The 23,627-nt window shown below is 53.4% G+C and carries 20 protein-coding genes; 8 read left to right on the forward strand and 12 right to left on the reverse strand.

The window, feature by feature from the left end; all coding sequences use genetic code 11:
• On the forward strand, nt 1–300 hold a 300-nt coding region (locus ABF979_RS11805; protein ID WP_415559983.1), incomplete at its 5' end, for a hypothetical protein.
• Nucleotides 301–968: 668 nt separating this feature from the next.
• Here ABF979_RS11805 and rfaE1 read toward each other — a convergent pair.
• The 3 genes from rfaE1 to ABF979_RS11820 all read right to left on the reverse strand — a co-directional run bounded on the left by rfaE1 (nt 969) and on the right by ABF979_RS11820 (nt 5,278).
• The gene (rfaE1, locus tag ABF979_RS11810; RefSeq protein ID WP_215750982.1) at nt 969–2,405 is read right to left on the reverse strand and encodes a D-glycero-beta-D-manno-heptose-7-phosphate kinase; all 1,437 of its coding nucleotides are present in this window, start codon (nt 2,403–2,405) and stop codon (nt 969–971) included.
• Nucleotides 2,406–2,780: 375 nt separating this feature from the next.
• Entirely contained in the window at nt 2,781–3,779 is a 999-nt protein-coding gene (locus tag ABF979_RS11815; RefSeq protein ID WP_237389932.1) for an alpha-E domain-containing protein, read from the reverse strand.
• 26 nt (nt 3,780–3,805) lie between these two features.
• Nucleotides 3,806–5,278 (reverse strand): circularly permuted type 2 ATP-grasp protein, encoded by a 1,473-nt coding sequence (locus ABF979_RS11820; protein WP_086633387.1) that lies wholly within the window; start codon nt 5,276–5,278, stop codon nt 3,806–3,808.
• A 260-nt stretch (nt 5,279–5,538) separates the two neighbouring features.
• Here ABF979_RS11820 and ABF979_RS11825 point away from each other — a divergent pair, with 260 nt between their 5' ends.
• A complete protein-coding gene (locus tag ABF979_RS11825; RefSeq protein WP_415559986.1) occupies nt 5,539–6,387 on the forward strand; it encodes a transglutaminase family protein in 849 nt (282 codons plus the stop codon).
• A gap of 39 nt (nt 6,388–6,426) precedes the next feature.
• Nucleotides 6,427–7,509 (forward strand): putative zinc-binding metallopeptidase, encoded by a 1,083-nt coding sequence (locus tag ABF979_RS11830; protein ID WP_339406111.1) that lies wholly within the window; start codon nt 6,427–6,429, stop codon nt 7,507–7,509.
• Here ABF979_RS11830 and ABF979_RS11835 read toward each other — a convergent pair.
• On the reverse strand, nt 7,506–8,438 hold the full coding sequence (locus ABF979_RS11835) for a LysR family transcriptional regulator (protein WP_415559988.1): 933 nt from the start codon (nt 8,436–8,438) through the stop codon (nt 7,506–7,508). The genes ABF979_RS11830 and ABF979_RS11835 overlap by 4 nt on opposite strands.
• Before the next feature lie 107 nt (nt 8,439–8,545).
• Between ABF979_RS11835 and ABF979_RS11840 the strand changes: the two genes are divergently transcribed.
• Nucleotides 8,546–9,568, forward strand: a complete 1,023-nt coding sequence (locus ABF979_RS11840; protein ID WP_415559990.1) for an isocitrate/isopropylmalate dehydrogenase family protein — start codon at nt 8,546–8,548, stop codon at nt 9,566–9,568.
• 32 nt (nt 9,569–9,600) lie between these two features.
• Complete coding sequence (gene acnA / locus ABF979_RS11845) at nt 9,601–12,291, forward strand: aconitate hydratase AcnA (protein ID WP_415559992.1); 2,691 nt, start codon at nt 9,601–9,603, stop codon at nt 12,289–12,291.
• Nucleotides 12,292–12,349: 58 nt separating this feature from the next.
• Here the strand turns inward: acnA and ABF979_RS11850 are convergent, their stop codons facing one another.
• Complete coding sequence (locus tag ABF979_RS11850) at nt 12,350–14,035, reverse strand: Hint domain-containing protein (protein ID WP_415559993.1); 1,686 nt, start codon at nt 14,033–14,035, stop codon at nt 12,350–12,352.
• Between the two features lie 161 nt (nt 14,036–14,196).
• Between ABF979_RS11850 and ABF979_RS11855 the strand changes: the two genes are divergently transcribed.
• Nucleotides 14,197–15,267, forward strand: coding sequence for a helix-turn-helix transcriptional regulator (locus ABF979_RS11855; protein WP_415559995.1), 1,071 nt, complete (start codon nt 14,197–14,199; stop codon nt 15,265–15,267).
• A gap of 67 nt (nt 15,268–15,334) precedes the next feature.
• Here the strand turns inward: ABF979_RS11855 and ABF979_RS11860 are convergent, their stop codons facing one another.
• The 6 genes from ABF979_RS11860 to ABF979_RS11885 all read right to left on the reverse strand — a co-directional run bounded on the left by ABF979_RS11860 (nt 15,335) and on the right by ABF979_RS11885 (nt 20,843).
• Nucleotides 15,335–15,667: a YegP family protein gene (locus tag ABF979_RS11860; RefSeq protein WP_211516554.1), complete on the reverse strand. Its 333-nt coding sequence runs from the start codon at nt 15,665–15,667 to the stop codon at nt 15,335–15,337.
• 110 nt (nt 15,668–15,777) lie between these two features.
• Entirely contained in the window at nt 15,778–16,440 is a 663-nt protein-coding gene (locus ABF979_RS11865; RefSeq protein WP_232309179.1) for a LysE family translocator, read from the reverse strand.
• A gap of 35 nt (nt 16,441–16,475) precedes the next feature.
• Complete coding sequence (gene ahpF / locus ABF979_RS11870; RefSeq protein WP_086633580.1) at nt 16,476–18,038, reverse strand: alkyl hydroperoxide reductase subunit F; 1,563 nt, start codon at nt 18,036–18,038, stop codon at nt 16,476–16,478.
• A 98-nt stretch (nt 18,039–18,136) separates the two neighbouring features.
• A complete protein-coding gene (gene ahpC / locus ABF979_RS11875) occupies nt 18,137–18,700 on the reverse strand; it encodes an alkyl hydroperoxide reductase subunit C (RefSeq protein ID WP_046900770.1) in 564 nt (187 codons plus the stop codon).
• 167 nt (nt 18,701–18,867) lie between these two features.
• A complete protein-coding gene (add, locus tag ABF979_RS11880; RefSeq protein WP_415559997.1) occupies nt 18,868–19,992 on the reverse strand; it encodes an adenosine deaminase in 1,125 nt (374 codons plus the stop codon).
• 119 nt (nt 19,993–20,111) lie between these two features.
• A complete protein-coding gene (locus ABF979_RS11885; protein WP_415559999.1) occupies nt 20,112–20,843 on the reverse strand; it encodes an SDR family oxidoreductase in 732 nt (243 codons plus the stop codon).
• A gap of 145 nt (nt 20,844–20,988) precedes the next feature.
• Between ABF979_RS11885 and ABF979_RS11890 the strand changes: the two genes are divergently transcribed.
• Both ABF979_RS11890 and ABF979_RS11895 read left to right on the forward strand, forming a co-directional pair.
• Nucleotides 20,989–21,921 (forward strand): hydrogen peroxide-inducible genes activator, encoded by a 933-nt coding sequence (locus ABF979_RS11890; protein WP_215750970.1) that lies wholly within the window; start codon nt 20,989–20,991, stop codon nt 21,919–21,921.
• A 141-nt stretch (nt 21,922–22,062) separates the two neighbouring features.
• Entirely contained in the window at nt 22,063–23,007 is a 945-nt protein-coding gene (locus tag ABF979_RS11895) for an SMP-30/gluconolactonase/LRE family protein (protein ID WP_415560002.1), read from the forward strand.
• Between the two features lie 15 nt (nt 23,008–23,022).
• Here ABF979_RS11895 and ABF979_RS11900 read toward each other — a convergent pair whose 3' ends face one another.
• Nucleotides 23,023–23,487 carry a hypothetical protein gene (locus ABF979_RS11900; RefSeq protein WP_415560003.1) on the reverse strand — a complete coding sequence of 155 codons (465 nt, stop codon included), beginning with the start codon at nt 23,485–23,487 and terminating at the stop codon, nt 23,023–23,025.
• Nucleotides 23,488–23,627 lie beyond the last annotated feature (140 nt).

Consider the following 23,627-nt stretch of genomic DNA (forward strand, 5'->3'; position numbering starts at 1 on the left):
CCAGTCCGAGGGACTGCGATGCGTGATAGGTTTGATTCTATTCTTGAATATAACGGATTAAAAACCCCTGAAAATCTTATTGAATTAAATTCAATCCTAGGAACAGCCAGTTTGATGAACAGTCCGGAAACTATTGGAATGTCTACAATATCTCACTTAAAATCGATAAATTTCCAAGACAGTAAGATTCTTGAGGAAAAATCCGATATAACACTTAATGTTGGCGTGTATTGGAGACGAGATTCAAAAAAAATAATTTCAGATGCAGTAGATTTTTTTCAAAATAATATAAATGTATAAATAGAACCTAATATGCCAATAATACCACTTGGTGTGTGGGGTAAGAAACTATCGTATTATAGTATTACTTCTGAATCTGCGGAGGAGATAAGAGGAAATAATCTGAGTAACTTTAAACTCTGTTTTCCTTAATGAGGCTGACCGATGACTGGCAGCATATGGTCGACAGCACCTTATTCTGTGTCCATTCAGAGGCCACTGGGGCACAAGAGGGGAGCTCATACGGAAGCATCTGGTCGATCCCCCAGAGACTTTACGAGAAAAATCCATGTCCGCTGTGATAATCAGGGACGTCCTCTTGGCTTTGTACTCACCGACAGGCAGGTCTCGGACTACAAACCCACAGACGCCCTGATGGAAATTTCCGCTTCCAGACCCCAGGGTAATGCTGACCGACCGGAGCTATGACAGCGACAGCTTTTGCCAGGATCTGTTGGTCCACGGGATCCTGGCGGTTATTCCTGTACGCAAAAGCCGAAGTGCGCCTCAGAAAACAGACTGACAGCGTTACCGGAACCGCATCGAGCGGATACTTGACAGGCTCAAGCAGATGCGCCGTATCGCCACCCGCTACGACAAAACCGCCCTGTTTTTCATACCCTTCCTCAGTCTCGCCGCAGCAAGGCTCGAGGGGCAGATCTTTTGTCAACGTGACCTGAGAATTTAGGTCAGTTCGGCGCTTTCAGTTTTCTGACGATGTTGCTGGTTGAACATCCATCTACAAGATTGGCCAGAACCACTTTTCCACCAGCCGCCTTGACTACGTCCCCACCGACCACATCTTCTTCCGCGTAGTCAGCGCCTTTTACCAACACGTCCGGAACAAGTGTCTCGATCACATGAAGTGGGGTATCCTCGTCGAAGATCACCACAAGATCGACGTCACGCAAGGCACTCACGACCATAGCGCGTGCGTCTTCTGACTGCACCGGGCGTGTCTCCCCTTTCAGTCGTCGAACAGAGGCATCACTGTTAAGCCCTACGACCAGCTTATCACCTTGAGCCGCCGCAGCCCGCATAAGAGACACATGCCCTGGGTGAACAAGATCAAAACAGCCATTTGTGAATACAACACTGGCGCCATGTCTACGCCAGTTGGAAACTATGGATTTGGCCATTTCCAAAGATGCAACCCGGCCATCACTTCCCATGTCCTTGCTTAATGCGTGGCTGAGTTCGTCACGGGAAACGGCAACTGTTCCCACCTTACCCACGGCAATGGATGCTGCCAGCGTCGCCATAACCACGGCCGTATCCAGATCATGGCCTGCAGAGATCACGGCAGCTACAGTTGCAAGAACTGTGTCGCCAGCACCTGAAACATCGAAAACTTCTGATTTGCGCACGGATTGATGAAAGACATGTCCATCGCGTTGCCACAACGTCATACCTTCTTCCGAACGCGTTAACAGGACGTCTCCACCAAATTGCCCTGAAAGAACACTGGCGGCGCGCAGAACATCGTCATCCGTCTTCAAGAACAGCCCTGTGGCCTGAGCGGCTTCAGCCCGATTAGGGGTTACAAGAGAGGCGCCACGATAAATCGAGAAATCCCGACTTTTGGGATCAACGATGACTGGGATATTCTTTTCCCGTGCAGCCTCGATAATTGCTGACAAAACCTGCGGAGAGAGAACTCCTTTGGCATAGTCAGAGCAAACAAGAACAGAAGCGCCCTCTAACGCCCTAAGAGTTGCGGCAATGATGGCATTCTTGATATCCGCATCGAAATCAACGACGACTTCTTCATCAATCCGAACAATCTGCTGGTTAGAGCTCATCACACGAGTTTTGGAAATTGTTGGCCAGTTGGGCACTTCGACAAGAGCACTCATGTCGATATCGGCATAAGACGCAATTGAACGCCGCAAGGTATCGGCGTTTTCGTCTCGACCAACAACGCCAATCAGATTGACCGGGCATCCAAGAGCAGCGGCATTGACAGCCACGTTTGCTGCTCCTCCAGGTACGTTAGAGCCCCCGGAGCGCAGAACAACAGGAACAGGAGCCTCAGGAGAAATTCTATTGACTGCCCCAGTTATATACCGATCCAGCAATACATCGCCGACAACAACAATTTTTTTAAATAAGAAATTTTCGATCATGATCTATAAATAATCTTTGATACTGTGGCCAGTTTTTGCGAGATCACAAATAATATATTGATTTTTCCATTCAAAGTCTATCCAGCAGTTTCAAGATAGGATCGTCTCTTGTCACTGCATGAATTTTGGAGCCTTTTAAAACTTCTCTGCCTCTGAATGCCTGGCTCTACCACTAAAATGCTTGTGATACGCCTGCTGCAGACTTCATTTTCCATAAAGCGAGTCACTTTAAAACTCCGATTATGAAGGCTCACTTCGCTCGCAGGGTTATATCATGTGTGACCACGTCGTGTCTCACTTCACTCTGCAACAGCGTTCTCAGCGAAAAAGGCTGACTAGGTCTGCCTCCTCCGCATAACAGAATGGCTCGCTCTCTCATTGAGCGACGCAAGCGCCTGACACATGCTGAGTAGCTACTCGCGGCCAATAGGCGACCGTCAGTTCGCTTTGGATTGCTTCAATCTGCGACTGTATCCAGTGCATGTATTCATGCAGCCCACGAATGATAATCTCTTCTGCGGTCTGATCTTCGAGACTTGCCCGTAAATCAGCCAGACGCTCTTGCACGGGATAGCATTGCTTGCGCAAATTGTAGTGCGTGGACAAGGCCCCCAAAACACTATCTGTCTGTCGTAAATTCAAAGCGAGAGAGCGTGGAAATCCTTCGTTCTTCAGCAGAAATCCAACCACATTTGCTGGCGTTGTCGTGACCGGCTGCAAACGTCGAAATGCATGATATGCCGCAGCGGAACGCAGGACAGATGCCCACTGCGTTGTATCAATTTCAGAGCCAACCTCTTCTTTGGGAAGGAGCGTATGATATCGCGTATCTATGAGGCGGGTAATCTGGTCGCTCCGCTCCAGATGCCGCCCCAGAAGGTAAAAGAGCCATGCCTGATCGCGGTATAAAGTGCCTTCGGTTACGCCTGTATGGGTCTGGCAGTCCTGCTTGATGCGATTACACAACGCAGAAAGGCCAGTCCTGCGGATATCGGACGCCTGAAGATCAAGGACCCAGCGCGTGAAGACGTTCAACTGCATCCACATTTCTGTGGAAATTAGTGGACGAACCGAGCGGGCATTTTCACGAACAGAGTTGGCCATCGCCTTGATGGAACTCGAATTTGCAACATCCGTAATGTAAAACTGTAGATAATCCTGCTCGGTAGCCGCTGGATAAAGAGCGCTGAACCGCTCTTCGTCTGAATTGATCTGAACGATTGTATCCCAGGACGTCCGTCCGTCCGGGCCTCGTACGAACGCCTCGGTCACCTCAATCAGACGCGCCAGATTTTCAATCCGCTCCATGTAGCGCGCCAGCCACATCATGCTCTCAGCATATCGGGACAGAAGGGTATTCAGGCCAGGAAGCATGCCTGATGCCGTTGGGGAAAGCTGTGTCATACGGACATCACCCATGTATCCTTCGATCCCCCGCCCTGGGAGGAATTAACAACCAGAGACCCTTTGCGCAGCGCCACACGCGACAAGCCCCCTGGCAGGACCCATGTCGTTTTTCCGGTTAATGCGAAGGGACGCAGGTCAACATGGCGCGCCTCCACGCCTGCGTCACACAGGGTTGGCGTCACCGAAAGATCGATCACGGGCTGGCTGATGTAATTGGAAGGGTTCTCCGTCAGTCGGCGCCTGAAGTCCTCGAGCTCACTTTCCGTTGCGTGCGGCCCTATCAGAAGCCCATAGCCCCCGGACTCTCCGACAGGTTTGACGACAAGCTTCTCCAGATTGGCCAAAGTAAAGGCCAGCCCTTCTGGCTCAGCGCAGATGTGCGTTTCAACGCTTCCCAGAATGGGTTCTTCTTCCAGATAGTACCGGATAATCCGCGGCATATACGCGTAGACGGCCTTGTCATCCGCAACCCCGGTCCCGAGTGCGTTGGCGATAGTCACGTTGCCTTGACGGTAGGCTTCCACCAGTCCGGGAACGCCCAGAAGACTTTCCGGATTAAAGGCCAGCGGGTCCAGGAAAGCATCATCAATGCGTCGGTAGATCGAATGTACAGGTCGGAGCCCAGCGACAGTTCGCATGTAAACATGATTGTTTTCGACGAGGAGATCGCGCCCCTCAACAAGAGGCACACCCATCTCTCGTGCCAGAAAGACATGCTCGAAATAGGCTGAGTTATAGATCCCAGGAGACAAAAGAACGACCTGCGGGTTGGTCACACCTTCCGGTGCGACATCGCAAAGCGCCCGATGCAGACGCAGCCCATAATCCTCTACCGAACGAAGAGGCATCCCTGATGCCAGATCCGGCATCAATCGCAACATCATGTGCCGGTTTTCAATGACGTACGACACACCTGACGGGGTTCTGGCGTTGTCTTCCAGAACGAGGAACTGCCCGCTGCGGTCGCGGATTAGATCCGTTCCATTAATATGGACATACACGCCACCCGGGACATCAACGCCGACCATAGCCTGACAGTAATTGGCATTTTTCAGAACCAAATCCGCGGGAATGATACCGTCCTGCAGGATCTTGCGATCATGATAGATGTCCCACAGGAAAAGATTGATCGCCTTGACGCGCTGCTGCACGCCTTTTTCGATAAACGCCCATTCGTCAGCAGTCAGAACGCGGGGGATCACATCAAAAGGTAAAACCCGGTCAATGGCCTCCCGGTCAGAGTAAACCGTGAAGGTGATACCAAGACGGTACAACTGGGTTTCCGCATTGGATGTGCGGTGGCGGAGTTCCTTGATGTCAAACTGGGACAATCTTTCCTGAACCAGTTGCAGGGCCTCAGGTAACGCCTCTCCCCGGTTCATCAGTTCACAGAAAAACGCGGGCTTGAGATAAGCGGAGAAAATGCCGGCTTCCTGGACCTGGGATTGCAAGACGTTGGACCTCATCTGTTTGCCCCGTTTCCTTACCCGACAGCTGTATGAACCATACCCGGCCGGATCATTACGATTATTTATTAACCTATCAACTCCCTTCTGTTTGCCAAGCAATAAAAGCAGCGAGCAGTTTTGTTTTCCCAGAATATATCAAGAGAGTTGCCGTTGCCGTTCTTCCTGTTACGATAAAGGAAGGATAATCCCGAGCTAACGGGACATCAGGGGAGCAGGGAACATCAGGTCATGAGAGTGGATCGCGGAAATCTGCCACAATGAACACGCTCGTGACGCTTCGCCACCACACGTCCTATCGCTATGACCGTCCCGTCTTTCTGGGCCCTCAGACCATCCGGCTGCGGCCGCCCGTTAACGCACGCAACCCTGTCCTGACCTATGCCCTGAACGTCGGTCCTGGCGAAGGTCAGATCGCATGGCGGTTGGACGCCCACGAAAATACGGTTGCCGAAGCCATCTTTGCCGAGCAGGTCTCCCACTTCGATATCGAAGTCCGTATGACTGTGGATATCACGCCCTATGATCCCTTTCAGAAGGGCGGTCAGTCTCTTTCACAAACACCCGATAATCCTGCCTACAGAGTGGCTACGTCTGATCCAGACCTGCTGGACGGCTTTCTTGACGGTCAATTCCTTTCAGCGGGAGAAACAGATCTGGCTCGCCTGATCTGGCTCAATCGCAGACTGGCACAATCTCTGCATTATAAGACGCGCATGGAGCCCGGCACCTGGGCTCCAGCTAAGACTCTCTCCCGCCTGACGGGCTCCTGTCGGGATAGTGCGTGGTTAATGATTGCTTTCGCGCGCAGGTTGGGCTTCGCAGCTCGGTTTGTCTCTGGGTACCTTATTCAGCCAAAGCCATTGGATACAGGCAGCCAGACCTTGACCTGTGACTTGCATGCCTGGGCTGAAATCTGGGTGCCGGAATCAGGATGGTTCGGATTCGACACGACTTCGGGTCTGGTCACAGCCCAGAACCATATTCCCCTCGCTGTTTCGGCGACACCAGAAGAGGCTGCGCCTGTTTCAGGGCTTCTGGATCACTGTCAGGCGCGGTTTGATGTCTTGATGGAAGCACAACATTTGCACAGAGAGACCAATACCTGACATCATGCTTCGCAAGAGCTGCAATAAGGTGCCGAAACAGTGAAGCTTTTCTCATGTCAGTGCTGCCAGCAGGCTCTGTATTTCGAAAATATTGCGTGTGAATCCTGCCATCATCCCGTGGGCTATCTCCCTGGTTTGGCAACGCTGACCGCGCTGGAACCGACTGGAACGGGCCGTTGGCACCCCGTAGAAGAACAGGTCCAGCATGCAGAACTCGTCTACTGTGCGAACCATGCCTATGACGCCTGCAATTGGCTGACGACACCAGACAGATCCGGCAGGCCCGCCATCTGCTTTGCCTGCCGCTTCAACCGGACAATTCCCAACCTCGACAATCCGAAAAATCTTGAGCGCTGGCGGAAGATAGAAATCGCCAAACACCGACTGTTTTACACACTGCTTCGCCTCAAGCTCCCAATCAGGAGCCGTTGGGAAGACCCTCATAACGGCTTGGCATTTGATTTCCTGGATGATGCCGCAGACGGCTCTGCCCCTATTATGACCGGCCATAACAACGGTCTGATTACTTTAGCCATCCGTGAAGCCGATGACGCCGAACGCGAGCGAATGCGGGTGGAGATGGGCGAGTATTATCGCACGCTTCTCGGTCATTTCCGGCACGAAATCGGACACTATTACTGGAACGTTCTGGTTCGGGACGCGGGACGCCTAGAGAGTTGCCGCGCAGTGTTTGGCGATGACCAGCAGGACTATCAGGAGGCCCTGCAAAATCATTACAACAACCCACCGCCGGAAGACTGGCGGGAACGGCATGTCAGCATGTATGCGACGTCCCATCCTTGGGAAGATTTTGCAGAAACATGGGCCCATTACCTCCATATCGTTTCCACTCTGGAGACCGCATGGGCCTATGGCGTGACCATTCATCCCGTTCTGCCGGATGCATCACCCCTCTCAACCAACGGCCCCGGAAACGATCCGTATCTGACGTCCACATTTGACGAAATCATGGAGGCCTGGGTCCCCCTGACATCAGCGGTCAACAGCCTTAACCGCTCCATGGGCCTCTCAGACTTTTATCCCTTCGTGCTGACGTCAGGGGTGCGGGAAAAGCTGGCGTTTATTCATTCCCTGATCCGGGAGACACAGGCGCTCGGCTAGGAAACCGCCTTTCCTGTTCCGAACTGGCGCGTGCGCATCTGCCGAGCCTGATGAATGAAATACAGTTTGGCTCCCGTCATACGGACAGACCTGAACACAAGATAAACCGGCGCGGTCAGCGCCGTGCGGGACGAAAGCGGAATATAGGTGATCTGCCCCGCATGGTGCTGCTGCATGGAATGGGGAACGACCGAAATCCCCAACCCCCCGGCTACAAGACTGAGAGCCGCCATGAGCTGCGGCCCTTTCTGGCGGATATTGGGCATAAAACCTGCCCCGAGGCAGGCATCCACGATCGTCTTGTACAGACCGTTGTTGTACTGGCTTTGATAAAGAATGAAGTCTTCATTTTCCAGATCAGCCAGTCTGAGCCCTTCTGGTGGAGAATTGTCCGCAAGGGGATGGGCCTTGGGCACAGCCACAACCATGGGCTCTTCCAAAATCAACTCCACCATAACGTCCGAAACATCCGGGATGGACGCACGGACAAACGCGACATCCACCAGATCGTCTCGCAGGGCGCCGAGCAACTGACTGGAATTCCCCTCCGTCAGGCCAAGCGTGACATCCGGCCAGCTTTCGCGAAAATACCCCAAAACGGCGGGCAAACTGGGGTGGCACATTGCGGAATTGGTGAAGCCGACAGATAGCTCCCCGCTCTCGCCCCGCACGACACGACGGACATCTTCAACCGTCTCGTCTACACGGTCGAGAATGTCATAAGCTCCCTTGAGCATACTGCGTCCGGCAGCCGTCAGGCGCATTCCTTTGGCGTGACGCTCAAAAAGTTGAACACCCATGGTTTCTTCACAGGAGCGCAACATCCGCGTGAGAGGAGGCTGCTGAATCCCCAGCCGTTCTGCGGCTCGTGTCAGGGTGCCTTCCTCCGCGATGGCAACAACGGCGCGGAAATGACGGAGCTCAACCATGCGATACCTTTAAGGTATGATGAAACCTGTATGGAAATATTGGATCTAACAGTTTTCCTCTCTAAAGTCCGCACGCCTTCTCACATACGGACAGACAGGACGCCCCCATGACCGACAAGATCCCCGCTACTCTTCTCGCCGGTGATGGTATCGGACCAGGAATCATGGCGTCTGTCACGACAGTGCTTGATGCTCTGGGAGCGCCTTTTGTCTGGGACCCTCAGAGCGCAGGCATGGGCGCTCTGGAGAGCCAGGGAAGCGCCCTGCCTGATGCGACGCTGGAAAGCATCGCCCGTACGGGCCTGGTGCTGAAAGGCCCGTTGACAACGCCTGTTGGAAAAGGCTTCCGCTCTATCAATGTGACACTTCGTCAGCAGTTCGATCTGTATGCGAATGTTCGTCCGACGCAGACCATCGTGCCAGGCGGTCGTTATGAGAACGTCGATCTGGTCGTGATCCGGGAAAACGTTGAGGGCCTCTACGCCGCTATGGAACACTACATGCGCGTTGGGGACGATCCGGAAGCTGTGGCATACGGTGCCGGGTTCAACACGAGAGCGGAATGTAACCGGATCGTAAGGTTTGCGTTCGAATACGCTGTGAAGAACGGCCGCAAGAAGGTTACGCTGGTTCACAAGGCCAATATTCTCAAGATTCTGAGCGGCATCTTTCTACATGAAGGCCGCCGCGTAGCCGCAGAATATGAAGGTCGCGTGGAACTTGAAGAGCGCATTGTCGATGCCTGCGCGATGGAACTTGTCATCAAGCCCGAAAATTACGACGTTCTCGTCACGACCAATCTTTTTGGCGATATCCTGTCTGATCTGGCTGCGGGGCTTGTCGGTGGACTGGGCATGGCACCAGGCGCGAACATTGGCGAGAAAATGGCTGTTTTTGAAGCAGTTCATGGATCTGCACCCGACATTGCAGGTCAGGGCATTGCTAATCCGCTCGCACTGATGATGGCAGCCAGCATGATGCTGGCGCATGTGGGACGTCAGGACCTGTCCGCCCGCCTTGATGCCGGCATGAAGCAGATCCTGACGACAGACAATATCCGTACCCGCGATCTTGGCGGCACGGCTACAACAGAAGACGTCACGCAGGCCCTCCTGCGCGCCATTCACTGAACAGACGACACGACCAGCAGGGAACACACATCATGAAACAGGTTGGACGCGATCTTCTGGGCAGCCAGCGCGACCTGTCCGTTGACGGACAGACCTATCGCTATTTCTCTCTTCCTGTCGCAGCGGAGAAAATCGGGGACATTTCCCGCCTTCCCGTCAGCCTCAAGGTTCTGCTCGAAAACGTCCTGCGTTTCACGGACGGCACGAGCTACAAAACTGAAGATGCGCAGGCCATTGCAGACTGGCTGCAGTACGCTGGTTCAACGCAGGAAGTCCCGTTCAAGCCATCCCGCATTCTGATGCAGGATTTCACAGGCGTTCCTGCTGTCGTCGATCTGGCCGCCATGCGCGATGGCATTCTGGCGCTCAACGGAGATCCACGGAAGGTCAATCCGCTTGTGCCAGTTGATCTTGTGATCGACCATTCCGTCATGGTCGACGTGGCAGGCCGCGCTGATGCCCTTCAGCAGAACGTTTCTCTGGAATTCGAGCGGAATGGCGAACGTTATGCGTTTCTCCGCTGGGGCCAGCAGGCGTTCGACCAGTTCCGCGTTGTGCCGCCGGGTGCGGGCATTTGCCATCAGGTCAATCTAGAGTACCTGTCCCAGGTCGTCTGGACCAGCACGATTGACGGCGTGACCTACGCCTATCCGGACACGCTGTATGGCACAGATTCCCATACCACCATGGTCAATGGACTAGGTGTTCTGGGCTGGGGCGTGGGCGGCATTGAAGCCGAAGCCGCGATGCTCGGCCAGCCAATTTCCATGCTCATTCCGGATGTCGTCGGTTTTCGTCTGGATGGCAAGCTCCCCGAAGGCACGACGGCAACAGACCTTGTCCTGACCATCACGCAGATGCTGCGCGCCAAGGGCGTTGTCGGGAAATTTGTCGAGTTCTATGGCCCTGCACTGGACCATCTGCCTGTCGCAGACCGCGCCACCATTGCCAACATGGCTCCGGAATACGGCGCAACCTGCGGCTTCTTCCCGGTGGATGCGCTGGCACTGGATTACCTGCGCCAGACCGGCCGTGACGAACACCGTATTGCTCTTGTCGAAGCCTATCTGCGGGCTCAGGGCATGTTCCGTGATGCGTCCACGCCAGAACCGGTCTTTTCCTCGACACTCTCACTGGATCTCAGTACCGTCACGCCGTCCCTCGCAGGACCAAAGCGCCCACAAGACCGTGTAGAACTGCGCTCTGCCTCCGAAGCTTTCGAGAAGGCCCTGACGGAGACGCTCGGCGTCAAACCGGAAAATACCATCGTCACCGCTCCGGTCGCTGGAACGGATTACGCGCTGGAACATGGCTCAGTCGTCATCGCAGCCATTACGTCCTGCACCAACACGTCCAATCCGGCCGTTCTGATTGCCGCAGGACTGGTTGCCCGTAAGGCACGTGCACTCGGCCTCAAGCCCAAGCCATGGGTCAAGACCTCGCTCGCGCCAGGGTCGCAGGTTGTGACCGATTATCTGGACCGTGCAGGCCTAACGGCAGATCTGGATGCGTTGGGCTTCGAAACCGTTGGGTATGGCTGCACGACCTGCATCGGAAACTCAGGCCCGTTGGCCCAGCCGATAGTTGATGCCATTGAGGGACATAACCTCGTGGCGACATCCGTCCTGTCCGGCAATCGGAACTTTGAAGGCCGTATTTCACCCAACGTTCGCGCAAACTACCTAGCAAGCCCGCCACTTGTGGTTGCTTACGCGCTGCTCGGGACGATGCGTCAGGACATTACGACAGCCGTTCTGGGTCACACGCCGGACGGCAAGGCCGTCTATCTGAAGGATCTCTGGCCCTCTAACCATGATGTTGCAGAGCTGGTTGGGTCTGCAGTTACCCGGGATGCCTTCGTTGAACGGTATGGTCGCATCACGGAAGGCACGCCGGAATGGCAGGCGCTTGGAACAGCCAGTGATTCAGCTACGTTCAAATGGCAGCCTGGCTCCACGTATGTGCAGGATCCGCCATATTTTTCTGGCCTGACAGCTGACCCACAAACAACGAGTGACATTTCAGGCGCGCGCGTTCTGGCGCTCCTTGGGGACAACATCACCACCGATCACATCTCGCCTGCCGGCTCCATCGCGACGTCCTCTCCTGCAGGCGAATACCTTCAGGAACATCAGGTCGCGGTTAAAGACTTTAATTCCTATGGGTCACGCCGCGGCAATGACCGCGTGATGGTCCGCGGCACCTTCGCCAATATCCGTATCCGCAATGAAATGGCGCCGGGTACCGAAGGTGGCATGACACGTCATCAGCCGGATGGGGCACTCATGTCCATCTATGATGCGGCCACGCGCTACGCTGACGCAGGAACACCGCTTGTCGTGTTCGGCGGCAAGGAATACGGCATGGGATCATCCCGTGACTGGGCCGCGAAAGGCACGCGTCTCCTTGGTGTCAAAGCCGTCATCGCCGAGAGCTTTGAGCGCATTCACCGTTCAAACCTTGTGGGGATGGGCGTTCTGCCACTGACGTTCGAACCTGGAACGACGCGTAAGACACTGAATCTGGATGGGACTGAAACCATCAATATTGCGGGCATCAGTGATCTGACTCCTCGCAAAACATTGGTTATGACCATCACCCGTCGCGATGGCACACAGGAAAACGTTTCCCTCCTGTGTCGCATCGATACGGTGGACGAGGCAGATTACTATCGCCATGGCGGCATCCTGCCTTACGTCCTGCGCGGTATGGCTGCGGCCTGAACAAAAAAGGCTCTGCCCCCGACAAGGGGACAGAGCCAAAGCAGGAAAATACCGGGCCTCAGGCTGTAAGAGACAGGCCTGCGTTGTTCTGAGGGGCCAGTTTGTATGGTCCGCCAGCTTTGATCTGCAGAGCAAGAATGGCAATGCTATTGGAAGGACGGCTGCCAAGCGGCAGAAGGCCACGACCGGCTGTCCAGCGCATGTTACCCTTCTCCGGATTACTCCAGCCTTCCAGCGTCTCAGTCTTCAGATGAGCTGTAATCCGGTGAGTACGGCTCTCTTCAAACAGAGTAATATCACCAATCAGAACACCGAGGTTGCGTCGGTCATCTACAAACGGGCCGATAACGTCACTCGGGCGGCTGGTTCTGGAGACAACCCGCACGCTTTTGACGTTGGCAGGGATCATGAACATGACACGGTCATTGGCTTCGCGGGTCTTGCGAATAACCGTGCCTGTGTCCATCACCAGGTGAAGATCGGCATCTTCCGTAAGAGGTGCATCTTCGGAAACCATCTCTGAGCAGACCTTGCTGGCACGCGCATCAAACTGGTGAAATAGCGGCTCCACAAACTCACGCCTGACATCCAGCGGCGCATTACCGTCTTCAGCCCATGTTTTAGCACGACCACCCAAGGCGACGACATTGCCGCTTTGACCAAATGAGCGACGATTTCCTGTGTCCAGATAGCTCTCTGTAAGAACGCCATTCGCGGTGATAACGGAGTGCTGTTCCGTCTCTACATGATAATAGTCGTAAGACGTGATGCTCTTGTCGTAAAAAATGGAACGACCGTTTACGAGCATCCGCACAGGTACGAATTTACCGTCGAAAAACAGGCAATGCTCAGCAGTGATCAGCAGGTCTTCATAGGGAGCACCATCTGAGATGGCATCCTTCAGAACACGGACCGGATAACCAGCTTTGTCATCAGGCAGTCCGGGGCAGACAAATGCCTTTTTGGTGCCAACCCACACGACTGGGCGATTTACTTGGGCCTGAGCCTGCCAGTCATAAACGGTAACTTCATCGCCAATGCAGATATCTTCAACAGCGACCTCTCCCTGTGCAGTGCGGACCATCGACCCCCGCAAAAAGCACACGACAACCAGTGTTTTCAGATAAGTTTTTCCGTTGATCGTCGACACCGTAAAGGTCGTTCCTTCATTCGCTGCTGGGAGCTGGAATGAAGATGTTCCGGAAATTGGTACGCCTTGATTGGTCAGTGTATAAACGCCATTCTCATACGTATAGCCGTCTGCCGTCAGGCCGCTGAGAATGATTGTGTCATTTTCTTTAATATTCGAAATATAACTAATAATACTTGGCGTTGTTCCTGCTGCAATTTCAAGCGTTCCACCGCCGCCTTCATCGAACTGGATAAGTCCTGTTGTTGTGGTTGCATAACCACCAAGAACTACAGTACCACCATTACCAATAATTATCTTGGATCCGCTGGTGATCGAAACTGAGTTATCGAGAGATAGAGATCCCCCTCCACTCACTGTGACCACTGCACTTTCGGATGCGGTTCCAATCGTCCAATTTGAAGCAGTTACAACAGAATTATTATCTACAATAACACTTCCTGTTGTTGCTTGACTTGCATCTGGAACAGGAAGTCCAGTATAAAATGCCGCTCCAGATATTTTTCCAGAATTATCTATAGTTACTACGCCATTCTGCGCACTGACGACAGACTGGCTACCCCCTGTTGGGGTAAAAATTACTGACGCTACCATTGTTTTCTCCTGCCTCTAGCCAGATGAGATCTGCAACTCACCGCGCCTGTTTTTTTGAAGCATGAGAATTTTGGCCACCACTCCCATATGGTAGTGGATGTTTGCTTTTTTTTGAATATTTTTGTGTTATGTTTCTGGCTTCAAAAGAATGAATCCATCAATTGGAAAATCATTTTTTTATTACAAAAAATATCTACAAAACTATTGAAGACCGCTCTGAATGGAATGAATCCTTAGTAAATATCGCAAAATACTGCACAGACAGCAGTTTTGGCGGCGCATCTTTAATTCCATTAGACGAAGATATGTCTGAATGGCGCTTTGGCTCCAATCAGGATCCGAAAACAGAAGAATTATATTACAATCACTGGCGAAACAAATCACCTCTGTCCGTCTATACAAGAAAAAAAATAGAAAATGACTTCCTGTATGTTGATGACAGCTTCTTATCTGACAAACAAATCGACAAAATACCGTTTTACATGGAATTTTTGAAGGAATTTGGTGTTCGAAGAATACATCATGCCATGTTCAAAACTGAAAATGGGAATAGGTTCCTACTGTCAGTACAGTCTCCAGACGGGTTAACAATACAATCAAGCGCAATCATCAAGCAAAACCTGACACGAATAATTCCGCACGTTATTCAAGCAGTTGGAACCGGAATCTCCTTTAACAAGAGCAAGAATTTTCATGAAATATTTGAGAATTCCTTCAAAGAAATGCCGTTTGGAATTGCCCTGATTAATTCAGAAAATAAAATTGTATATGCGAACAACAACCTAATCCGGATGGAATCCGATGGAATTTTTATAAAAAACAACACGATCCAAGTGAAAAGCTCTGATGGAAACAGTAAATTTTCTCGCCTTCTCTCTGGATCCGGCGATATTCACAATCCCATAAAAATAAAAACCGAAACAGATAAGATTTTTTTTGCAAAAGTAATAAACGTTTCATCCAAAATGGAACAAACCAGAATGGTTATTTTTTCCATTCATAGAGTCAATTCTGAAACGGAAGCTATCCTGAGCAACCTTTTCCTTACAGCCTCTCAATCAAAAATTGCCTGCCTGATCGCGAATGGGAATTCCATTAAGGACTCTTCTTTGAAAATGAATATCACCGAAGGAACTGCCCGACAGATGGTCAAAGATATTTTTGTCAGGTTAGGCGTTAATAGCCAGAGCCAACTTACGGCTTTTGTTAAAAATATAAGCTTTATAGCCTGAATTTTTTTATTACATACCCCTGCATCAATAGTACCAAAATGATGCAGAGGCAGGTTAACAGATCTTCTTATGCAGCATCCACGGTCACAGCTGACGGTGCATTTTTCTTAACGGATTCAATCCCGGCATTCCGCGCACTTTCACTGCTGTACGCCTGACTGCTGCCAATCACCTGCCCGTTTGAAGCCTTCAGATTGAAGAACGGCTTTCCAGACGCTGAAATCTTACGCTCATAATGGGCGTCGTCAGGGGCATGCTTCTGAACGGAAGCAATACCATTCACCGCACTGGCTTTCTGCTTGTACCCTTCACTGGCAAGAATATTCTCTCCGTTAGCTGCTTTCAGGCGAAAACGATATTCGCCAGCAGTGTCGGTATAGAGTTCAAATTTTGCACTCATGATCGAGCTCCTTTCAGAACAGCATTCATCAGCAGACCCCGCATACCAGATTCAAGAAGACCTGCTGCTGTGAGCCTGCCACAAAAAGCGCTGAAAAATCGAGTCTGCTCTCAAGCCCGACGGGCAAGTGCCAGCTTAAGGCTGAACAACAAGAAAACGCTGCCGGTCAGGCGGTCCATACGCCGTACGACAGTCGGGCTGGACAGAAAACGTCCAAGAGGAATGGTCAAGGCGACCAGCAGTCCAAGCCATGCAAAAGACAGCAACGCCTGGATAGCGGTTAGCAGGAGCGAAAATTCGCGCACGTTGACATGGGGCGGAATGAACTGCGGCATAAACGTCATGTAAAAGACGCCAACCTTGGGGTTCAGCAGATTGCTCAGCAAACCGCGCCGAAAGGCCAGTCCTGCCTCTGGACGGTTCGTCGGCTGCTCAACGGCTGCTTCAGCCTCTTCTTTCGACAAGGATGATCGGGGATGTAGAAGCAGCTTGATGCCTATCCATCCCAGATAAAGCGCACCTGCCCATTTGACGGCTGTGAATGCCGTCTCTGACGCCGCCAAAAGGGCGGTCAGGCCAAAAGCCGCTCCCAGGCCCCAGACGCCAAGCCCAAGACAGATTCCCATAACGGCTGCCAGCCCGGCTTTCCAGCCAGACGTCGTGGCCGTCCGGAGGGTCATGGCGGTATCCAGGCCCGGCGTAATGGTGAAAACGGCGGCAGTCAGTGCGAAGGCAAGGAGGGGGAGCAGATAAGGATGCATGGCCTGAACCATATACATCCTTTTCCTTCTCCCCAAGGCCTCACCAATTATGCCTGCACAGGCAAGCGGATCAGGTAGTCAAAGGCAGACAGGGAGGCCTTTGCGCCCTCACCCATGGCAATGACAATCTGCTTGTAAGGCACTGTTGTCGCGTCACCCGCAGCGTAGATCCCCGGCACCGATGTTGCGCAATGATCGTTGATCACGATCTCACCATACGGGCTCAGATCCAGGGTTCCCTTCAACCAGTCCGTATTTGGCAGCAGACCGATCTGAACGAATACGCCGTCCGTCTTGATGTGGTGCAATCCACCATCAGCGTCGCTGTAAGTCAGGCCCGTGACTTCCTTGCCGTCACCCTCGATCTTCGTGGTGAGCGCACTCATCAGAACCGTGACATTGGGCAGGCTCAGCAACTTATCCTGCAACACCTTATCCGCCTTCAGATGCGCACCGCGCTGCAAAAGCGTAACGTGTGAGACGATATTCGCCAGATCAATTGCAGCTTCTACACCGCTATTGCCACCGCCCGTCACAACAACAGGGCGCCCCTTGTAGAACGGGCCATCGCAATGTGGGCAGTAGGCCACGCCCTTGGTGCGATATTCTTCTTCACCCGGAACACCAAGCTGGCGCCACCGTGCACCGGTTGCCAGAATAACTGTCTTGGAATGCAGGCTCGCCCCACTTTCCAGAGCGATCTCATGCAAGCCACCAATCTGAGCCGCCGGAACAAGTTTGGCAGCTTTCTGAGACGCGATGATCTGCACATCATACTGGCGCACATGGGCTTCAAGCGCAGCAGATAGCTGAGGGCCTTCTGTTTCCTTGACGGAAATGAAGTTCTCAATGCCGGCCGTATCCATCACCTGACCACCGAAACGGTCCGCAACGAGGCCCGTCCGCAGGCCCTTACGTGCAGCATAAATTGCTGCGGATGCACCCGCCGGGCCCGCGCCCAGTACCAAAACATCAAATGGCGCAACGTCGTTTAGCTTGGCAGCCGCACGCTCAACAGAAGACGCATCCAGCTTTGCCAGAATATCCGCAACTTCCATGCGACCAGAGGCAAATGGCTGCCCATTCAGATAGACCTGCGGCACAGACCGAATGCCAAGGCGTTCGACTTCTTCCTGAAAATCCGCCCCATCAATCGCGACGTGGTGGATTTTTGGATTCAGGACGCTCATGGCGTTCAGCGCCTGCACCACATCCGGGCAATTCTGGCAGGACTGGGAGAAATAAGTCTCGAAATGGAAATCCCCGTCCAGCGCTTTGATCTGCTCAACAAGATCAGCGTCGATCTTGGGCGGATGACCGCTCACCTGAAGCAGCGCCAGGACCAGCGAGGTAAACTCATGCCCCATCGGGAGGCCGGCGAATGTCACGGCTTCAACCGAACCGGCCCGGCGAATCAGGAAAGATGGGCGGCGGGAAGCAGTTCCGGCGTCGGAGAACGTCACCTTGTTGGACAGGCTGGCAAGGTCTTCCAGCAATCCACGCACTTCGGCGGAGCGCTCGTCGGTGCCAAGGGTAGCTTCCAGCACGACGTCACTGCGCAGATATTCCATATAGGCGCGCATCTGGGTTTTCAGGTCGTCCTGAAGCATCGTTTTCTCCAGCAATTTAAAATTGGTGAAATCTTGAAGAGCCCTGCCCCGATGAAAGGGCAGGGAATGGTGAGGCGATCCCGCCTCACCCGGCAAAATCAGATCTTGCCGACGAGGTCGAGAGAAGGCTTCAGCGTTTCGCCGCCTTCCTTCCACTTGGCCGGGCAGACTTCACCCGGATGCGTGGCGACATACTGAGCGGCCTGGATCTTCTCCAGCAGTTCCGTCGCGGAGCGGCCAACGCCACCAGCCGTGATTTCGATGTACTGAACCTTGCCTTCCGGATCGAGCAGGAACGTGCCGCGATCAGCCAGGCCAGCTTCTTCGATCAGAACACCGAAGTTGCGGGAGATCACACCCGTCGGGTCGCCCAGCATGGTGTACTTGATCTTGCCAATAGCCGGGGACGTGTCGTGCCAGGCCTTGTGCGTGAAATGCTTGTCCGTGGAAACGGAATAGATTTCAACGCCCAGCTTGTCGAAAGCGGCCTGATTGTCAGCCAGATCTTCAAGTTCCGTCGGGCAGACGAACGTGAAGTCTGCCGGATAGAAGAAGAAGACGGACCACTTACCACGGACGTCTGCGTCCGTGACCGTCAGGAATTCGCCGTTGCGGAATGCATCGGTCGAGAACGGGGCCAGTGTGGAGTTAATGCGAACCATCAGAAGGTCTCCTGCTTTGTCGCTCGTGTTAGGTTGCGGAACCTATGTCCCACAAAATGAGAAGGTCAGGAAACAGTTCCTGTCAATATGATTGATCGGTCAAACCGAACATAGATCAAACCCTCATCACCACTACCTATTTCATATCAGCCCCGCTGACCAGTCCTTCAAGCCCATTGACGACGAAAGGCTTCCAGCTTGCCCAGATAGATTTTGCGCTGCGCCGGGCTGATCCAGGCAGCCTCAAAACTGTTTCGTGCCAGCTTGAGAAGATCGTCTTTGCTCAACGCCCCATCGCCCTGCGCTACGACAAGGCTCTCCGCCACATAATTGCTCTTCATGTAGGCAGGGTCATCTGAGGCGACCGTAACTTTCAGACCCTGATCCAGCATGCCGCGAATGATGTTGATGTTTTCACCATTCTCCCGCAGCCAGCCACAGGCGACCGGGCAAACGGTAAACGCTGTGCCTCTGCGTTTGGCCACGACCACCAGATCCGGACGCTCCAGAATATTGCCACCATGATCAATGCGGTCTGCCTGAATATCTTCCAGCACTTGCCGGATGTGTTCATGCGTATCGAGCTGGTTCAGGTCACAATGCATTGTCAGGTGAAAACCGGCTTTACGGGCGCGGGCAAACACCTCACGGAATTTGTCAGGGGGATTATTCTTCTCGTCAGAGTCCAGTCCAATCCCGACAATATGCTGCCGGTAGGAAAGCGCTGACTCCAGTGTCTTCATAGCAGACTCAGTCGTCAGTTCCCGCTCGAAGCAAAGAACAAGCTGGGAGTCGATCTGTAGATTGCGGCGACCATCAGCCTGCGCCCGCGTAAGGCCATTCATGACCGTAGCGAACGGAATGCCACGGTCCGTATGCATCTGCGGATCGAAGAAGATCTCCGCATACAGCACATTCTGGGAGGCTGCTTTGGTCAGATAGGCATATGTGAGGTCATAGAAATCCTGCTCCTTGAGCAGAACGGTTTTGCCCTCATAGAAAATCTTCAGAAAGCTCTGAAGGTCGTGGAAGTTATAACTGGCCCGCATGTCTTCAACCGTGCTGTACGGCAGGGAGACACCATTGCGTTGGGCCAGACGGAACTTCATTTCCGGCTCAAGCGTGCCTTCAATATGCACATGCATTTCGGCTTTTGGCATTGCATAGATGAAGCGGGTCAGGTCATCGCCCGCTCCATCTGAAGCTGCCGTAGCCGATGCACGCCCGGTCAAAGCGATACTGGCTGAAAACAGCATTGTATTTGCCAGAAAAAACCTGCGCCCGAACGTCATCCTGTTTTCCTTTAGCGTTTACGCGGCATCCCCCTGCCCACGACTTTCGCAGGGAGAATGTTGCGCATCCGCTCCGATAACAAGGAGAGAAAACAGGATAAACCGCACGTTAATTTAGATCAGGCCGTCAGACCGCCATCTACCGGGAGGGACGCGCCCGTAATGTAAGAGGCAGCAGGGCTTGCAAGGAAGCCTACGAAATCCGCAATATCAGCAACCTTGCCGTAGGAATTCGTCGCGGTGAAACTGCTGATCAGGGCCGCACCTTCGCCATCAGCGGGGTTCAGATCGGTGTCAATTGGGCCTGGCTCAACCACATTGACGGTAATCCCCTTCGGTCCCACATCACGCGCTACGCCACGGGCAAAGCCTTCCAGAGCTGCCTTGGTGGCAGAGTAAAGGGAAATACCCGGGAAAGGTGCGCGGGCACCAAAAGCAGAGCCGATATAAATCAGGCGGCCACCCTGCCCCAGATGTTTCACAGCTTCCATCGTCTCGATCATAACGGCACGAACATTCAGGTTCAGCACCTGATCGATCTGCTCAACAGTCATCTGATCGATCGGCCCATAAGGATAAATCCCGGCGTTACAGACGAGCGCATCCAGCCGACCGAATGTTTCCACGGCCTTCGTGACAACAGCGCGGTTACCTTCCGCTGTTCCGCCATTGGCCCTGATGGCAACAGCCTTGCGGCCCTTGGCTTCAATCTTCCTGACAATATCCGCAGCAGCCTTTTCGTTGCTGGCATAAGAGATCGCAACGTCATATCCGTCTGTGGCGAGACGAAGGGCAATTGCGGCCCCGATACCACGGGAACCACCGGTCACGAGAGCAGCGCGCTGTGTCATGGAGTCTTCATCCTTACTGTGGAAATTCTTTGAAACCTTATACGCTTCGTCAGCAGATGTGTCTTGCCAAGGCAGATGACGCTTTCATGCAAATATAGGAAAAACCGCACTTCCATATTTTGGTGTTCGGTATTATCTATAATTCATGAGTTACGTTCCCCTTTCCGGCCTGTCCCTGCGAGACATCGAATATGTCGTGGCAGTGGATGACCTGCGCAATTTCTCCCGCGCGGCAGAACGCTGTGGTGTGAGCCAGGCGGGCCTTTCAGAGCAGGTCCGCAAGCTGGAGCAGCTTCTGGACGTCACACTGTTCGAGCGTTCGCGCAGGCATGTCGCCCCCACACCTGATGGGGAACGCCTGATTGCGCTTGGCCGTGAAGTTTTAACGGCAGCCCGGAATCTTCTGGAAGTGGCACGGGCGCGCACCAGTCCGCTGGATGGCATTCTGCGCCTGGGCGTCATCCCGACGCTTGGCCCGTATTATATTCCCGGCACTCTTCCTCATCTGCGGCAGTCCTATCCGAACCTGAATCTGCGCCTGACAGAAGGAACGACGGATACGCTGGTCCAGTCTCTGCGAAACAACGAACTCGATCTGGCTCTGATGGCGCTGCCTGCTCCGTCGGAGGCACTGGAAGCCCTTCCTCTTTTCGAAGAGGCTTTTCTGGGGGTTTTTCCAGTCACGCACGAACTGGCTGGCAAGAACAGGATCTCCCTGAAACAACTGGGGCGACCTGATCTTCTGTTACTGGAAGACGGCCACTGTCTTCGCGATCAGGCGCTCTCCATCTGCCCAACCATTCCCAGACAGCGCGAGACCAGACTGGCCACAAGCCTGGAGATGCTCTGGCACATGATTGGTGCAGGCGAAGGCTTTTCGCTCATTCCCCGGCTTGCTCTGCGCAACCGGATGGATTTTGAGAACCTCATCACCGTCCGCCCCCTTTCCGAACCCGAAGCAAGTCGGACAATCGGCCTCGTGTGGCGTGCCTCAGATCCACGTGCCAGCACATTCCGGGAGCTTGGCGCCTTCCTGCGGCAGGCGACCCCGGAAGGATGCAAAATGTATCCGGCATGAACCCTGTGAACATCACGGCGTTTTTGTAAGACACCTTAATTCACCGGAAGTTTTATTCCGGGACAGCCAATCATCTCTACAGATTAGTGCCACTGATGTGGTCGAGAAAGTCGGAATGTGTAGCCAGAAAAGACGTAACACGTGAAGAATGTCCTGATCGGCACATTCCTGCGTTTACCGGGGGCTCCAGAAATCTCAGACCCTCTGCCGGGCATCCGGATTAATGACCCGGCACTTGCGGCCGTTCTGGACTTCGACATTCCGCTTCTGCTGCTCCACGAGGGCACAACACTTGGCGATAGTCCCATCTGGGACGAAAATCGAAACAGACTTGTCTGGTCGGATGTCGTATCGCGCAGGGTCATGGCATGGCACCCCGATGGGCATGTTCACACCGTTCTTGATCCCACGTGGTTTATCAACGGTAATGCCCTCCTCCCGGAAGGCACGCTGGTACATTGCGAACAGGGACGACGCTGTATCAGTTTTTCACAGGGCGCTCAGGAAGCACTCCCCCTCATCACGCACTATGAGGGCGGCCGCCTCAACGCCCCGAACGCCATTATCACCGGCCCCAATCATACACTCTGGTTTACCGACCCCGTATTCGGCATCCACTCCGCAAGAGAAGGGTATATCGCGGCACCAGAACTTCCCCACCGCAGCGTATACAGATACGACCGAAAAACTGGCGATCTGGCGCGCATGGCTGATCTGGATCAGCCCGACGCTCTGGCATTTTCGCCAGACAGGAAAACGTTATACGTAACGGACACATCCAGAAAAATCGGCGGGCAAGGCTGCCACATCCATGCATTCGATGTCGGTCGCCATGGAAAACTGACGGGAAAACGCCCCTTCTACAGCACAGAAAATGGTGTCCCCGATGGTCTGGCCGTAGACCATCGCGGATGGGTCTGGACCGCAGCAGACGACGGAATTTACGTCATCGACGCGTCAGGATGTACCCTAGGTTTCGTCCCTCTTCCCTGGCCACCTACAAACTGTGCATTCGGAGGCCCAGAGAACCGACGTCTGTTCATCACCTGCCGTGAAAGACTGGTGGCTCTGGATCTGCGAGACTGATCCAGAGCGGCGTTTTTAATTGGATGTGTCGCAGGCTTTCTTGCTTCCCGGAAAATCGGAGCATCCAGCTTTATTGACGCCCCACTGATAATCCTTTTCCTCACTCGCCATACCGTTTGGCTGAACCTGCGTCAGCACGGCAGAGAGATCCGAGACATGGCCTGAGGTATAAGTCAGTTCCACATAGCCATTATAGGCTCCGGGCGTTCTGTTCGCGCTCTCGAAATAGGTGGGCTTATGGTCCTTGCCCGGGACGCCCAGAATGGACGTCACCTGCGCTGGTGTCGCTTTTTCCAGGCTTTTCAGCAGATCTTCTGTGAAACTGCGGCATGTTACTTCCGGTCGTTCATCTTCACCCGGAAGAGCTGTCCAGCATCCCGCCTGCCCAGGAAACCCACTGGCCGCAGATGCACTGCCAGATGCTCCCATAATGGTGCCAGCCACCATCAACAGACCCATCATATGCTTCAAAATCACCATTTTACTGCACTCCTGCCGATCCATTCTCCGTCTGCCAAAATCTCTCAGCAGGCATAAACTCAATTGGTGGCTTTCGGATAAAGCCGATTGACCACCTTCTCCATCGTCAGTCCCTGCACGATGATTGTAAAGACCACTAC

Source organism: Gluconobacter sp., assembly GCF_047723935.1.
In the GTDB taxonomy this organism is placed as follows: Bacteria; Pseudomonadota; Alphaproteobacteria; order Acetobacterales; family Acetobacteraceae; genus Gluconobacter.

What these genes read in the sequence shown, in the direction of transcription:
- rfaE1 (WP_215750982.1), bottom strand. Translation starts at nt 2,405, where the DNA reads ATGATCGAAAATTTCTTATTTAAAAAAATTGTTGTTGTCGGCGATGTA.
- ABF979_RS11815 (WP_237389932.1), bottom strand. Translation starts at nt 3,779, where the DNA reads ATGCTTCCTGGCCTGAATACCCTTCTGTCCCGATATGCTGAGAGCATG.
- ABF979_RS11820 (WP_086633387.1), bottom strand. Translation starts at nt 5,278, where the DNA reads ATGAGGTCCAACGTCTTGCAATCCCAGGTCCAGGAAGCCGGCATTTTC.
- ABF979_RS11825 (WP_415559986.1), top strand. Translation starts at nt 5,539, where the DNA reads ATGAACACGCTCGTGACGCTTCGCCACCACACGTCCTATCGCTATGAC.
- ABF979_RS11835 (WP_415559988.1), bottom strand. Translation starts at nt 8,438, where the DNA reads ATGGTTGAGCTCCGTCATTTCCGCGCCGTTGTTGCCATCGCGGAGGAA.
- ABF979_RS11840 (WP_415559990.1), top strand. Translation starts at nt 8,546, where the DNA reads ATGACCGACAAGATCCCCGCTACTCTTCTCGCCGGTGATGGTATCGGA.
- acnA (WP_415559992.1), top strand. Translation starts at nt 9,601, where the DNA reads ATGAAACAGGTTGGACGCGATCTTCTGGGCAGCCAGCGCGACCTGTCC.
- ABF979_RS11850 (WP_415559993.1), bottom strand. Translation starts at nt 14,035, where the DNA reads ATGGTAGCGTCAGTAATTTTTACCCCAACAGGGGGTAGCCAGTCTGTC.
- ABF979_RS11860 (WP_211516554.1), bottom strand. Translation starts at nt 15,667, where the DNA reads ATGAGTGCAAAATTTGAACTCTATACCGACACTGCTGGCGAATATCGT.
- ABF979_RS11865 (WP_232309179.1), bottom strand. Translation starts at nt 16,440, where the DNA reads ATGGTTCAGGCCATGCATCCTTATCTGCTCCCCCTCCTTGCCTTCGCA.
- ahpF (WP_086633580.1), bottom strand. Translation starts at nt 18,038, where the DNA reads ATGCTTCAGGACGACCTGAAAACCCAGATGCGCGCCTATATGGAATAT.
- ahpC (WP_046900770.1), bottom strand. Translation starts at nt 18,700, where the DNA reads ATGGTTCGCATTAACTCCACACTGGCCCCGTTCTCGACCGATGCATTC.
- add (WP_415559997.1), bottom strand. Translation starts at nt 19,992, where the DNA reads ATGACGTTCGGGCGCAGGTTTTTTCTGGCAAATACAATGCTGTTTTCA.
- ABF979_RS11885 (WP_415559999.1), bottom strand. Translation starts at nt 20,843, where the DNA reads ATGACACAGCGCGCTGCTCTCGTGACCGGTGGTTCCCGTGGTATCGGG.
- ABF979_RS11890 (WP_215750970.1), top strand. Translation starts at nt 20,989, where the DNA reads ATGAGTTACGTTCCCCTTTCCGGCCTGTCCCTGCGAGACATCGAATAT.
- ABF979_RS11900 (WP_415560003.1), bottom strand. Translation starts at nt 23,487, where the DNA reads ATGGTGATTTTGAAGCATATGATGGGTCTGTTGATGGTGGCTGGCACC.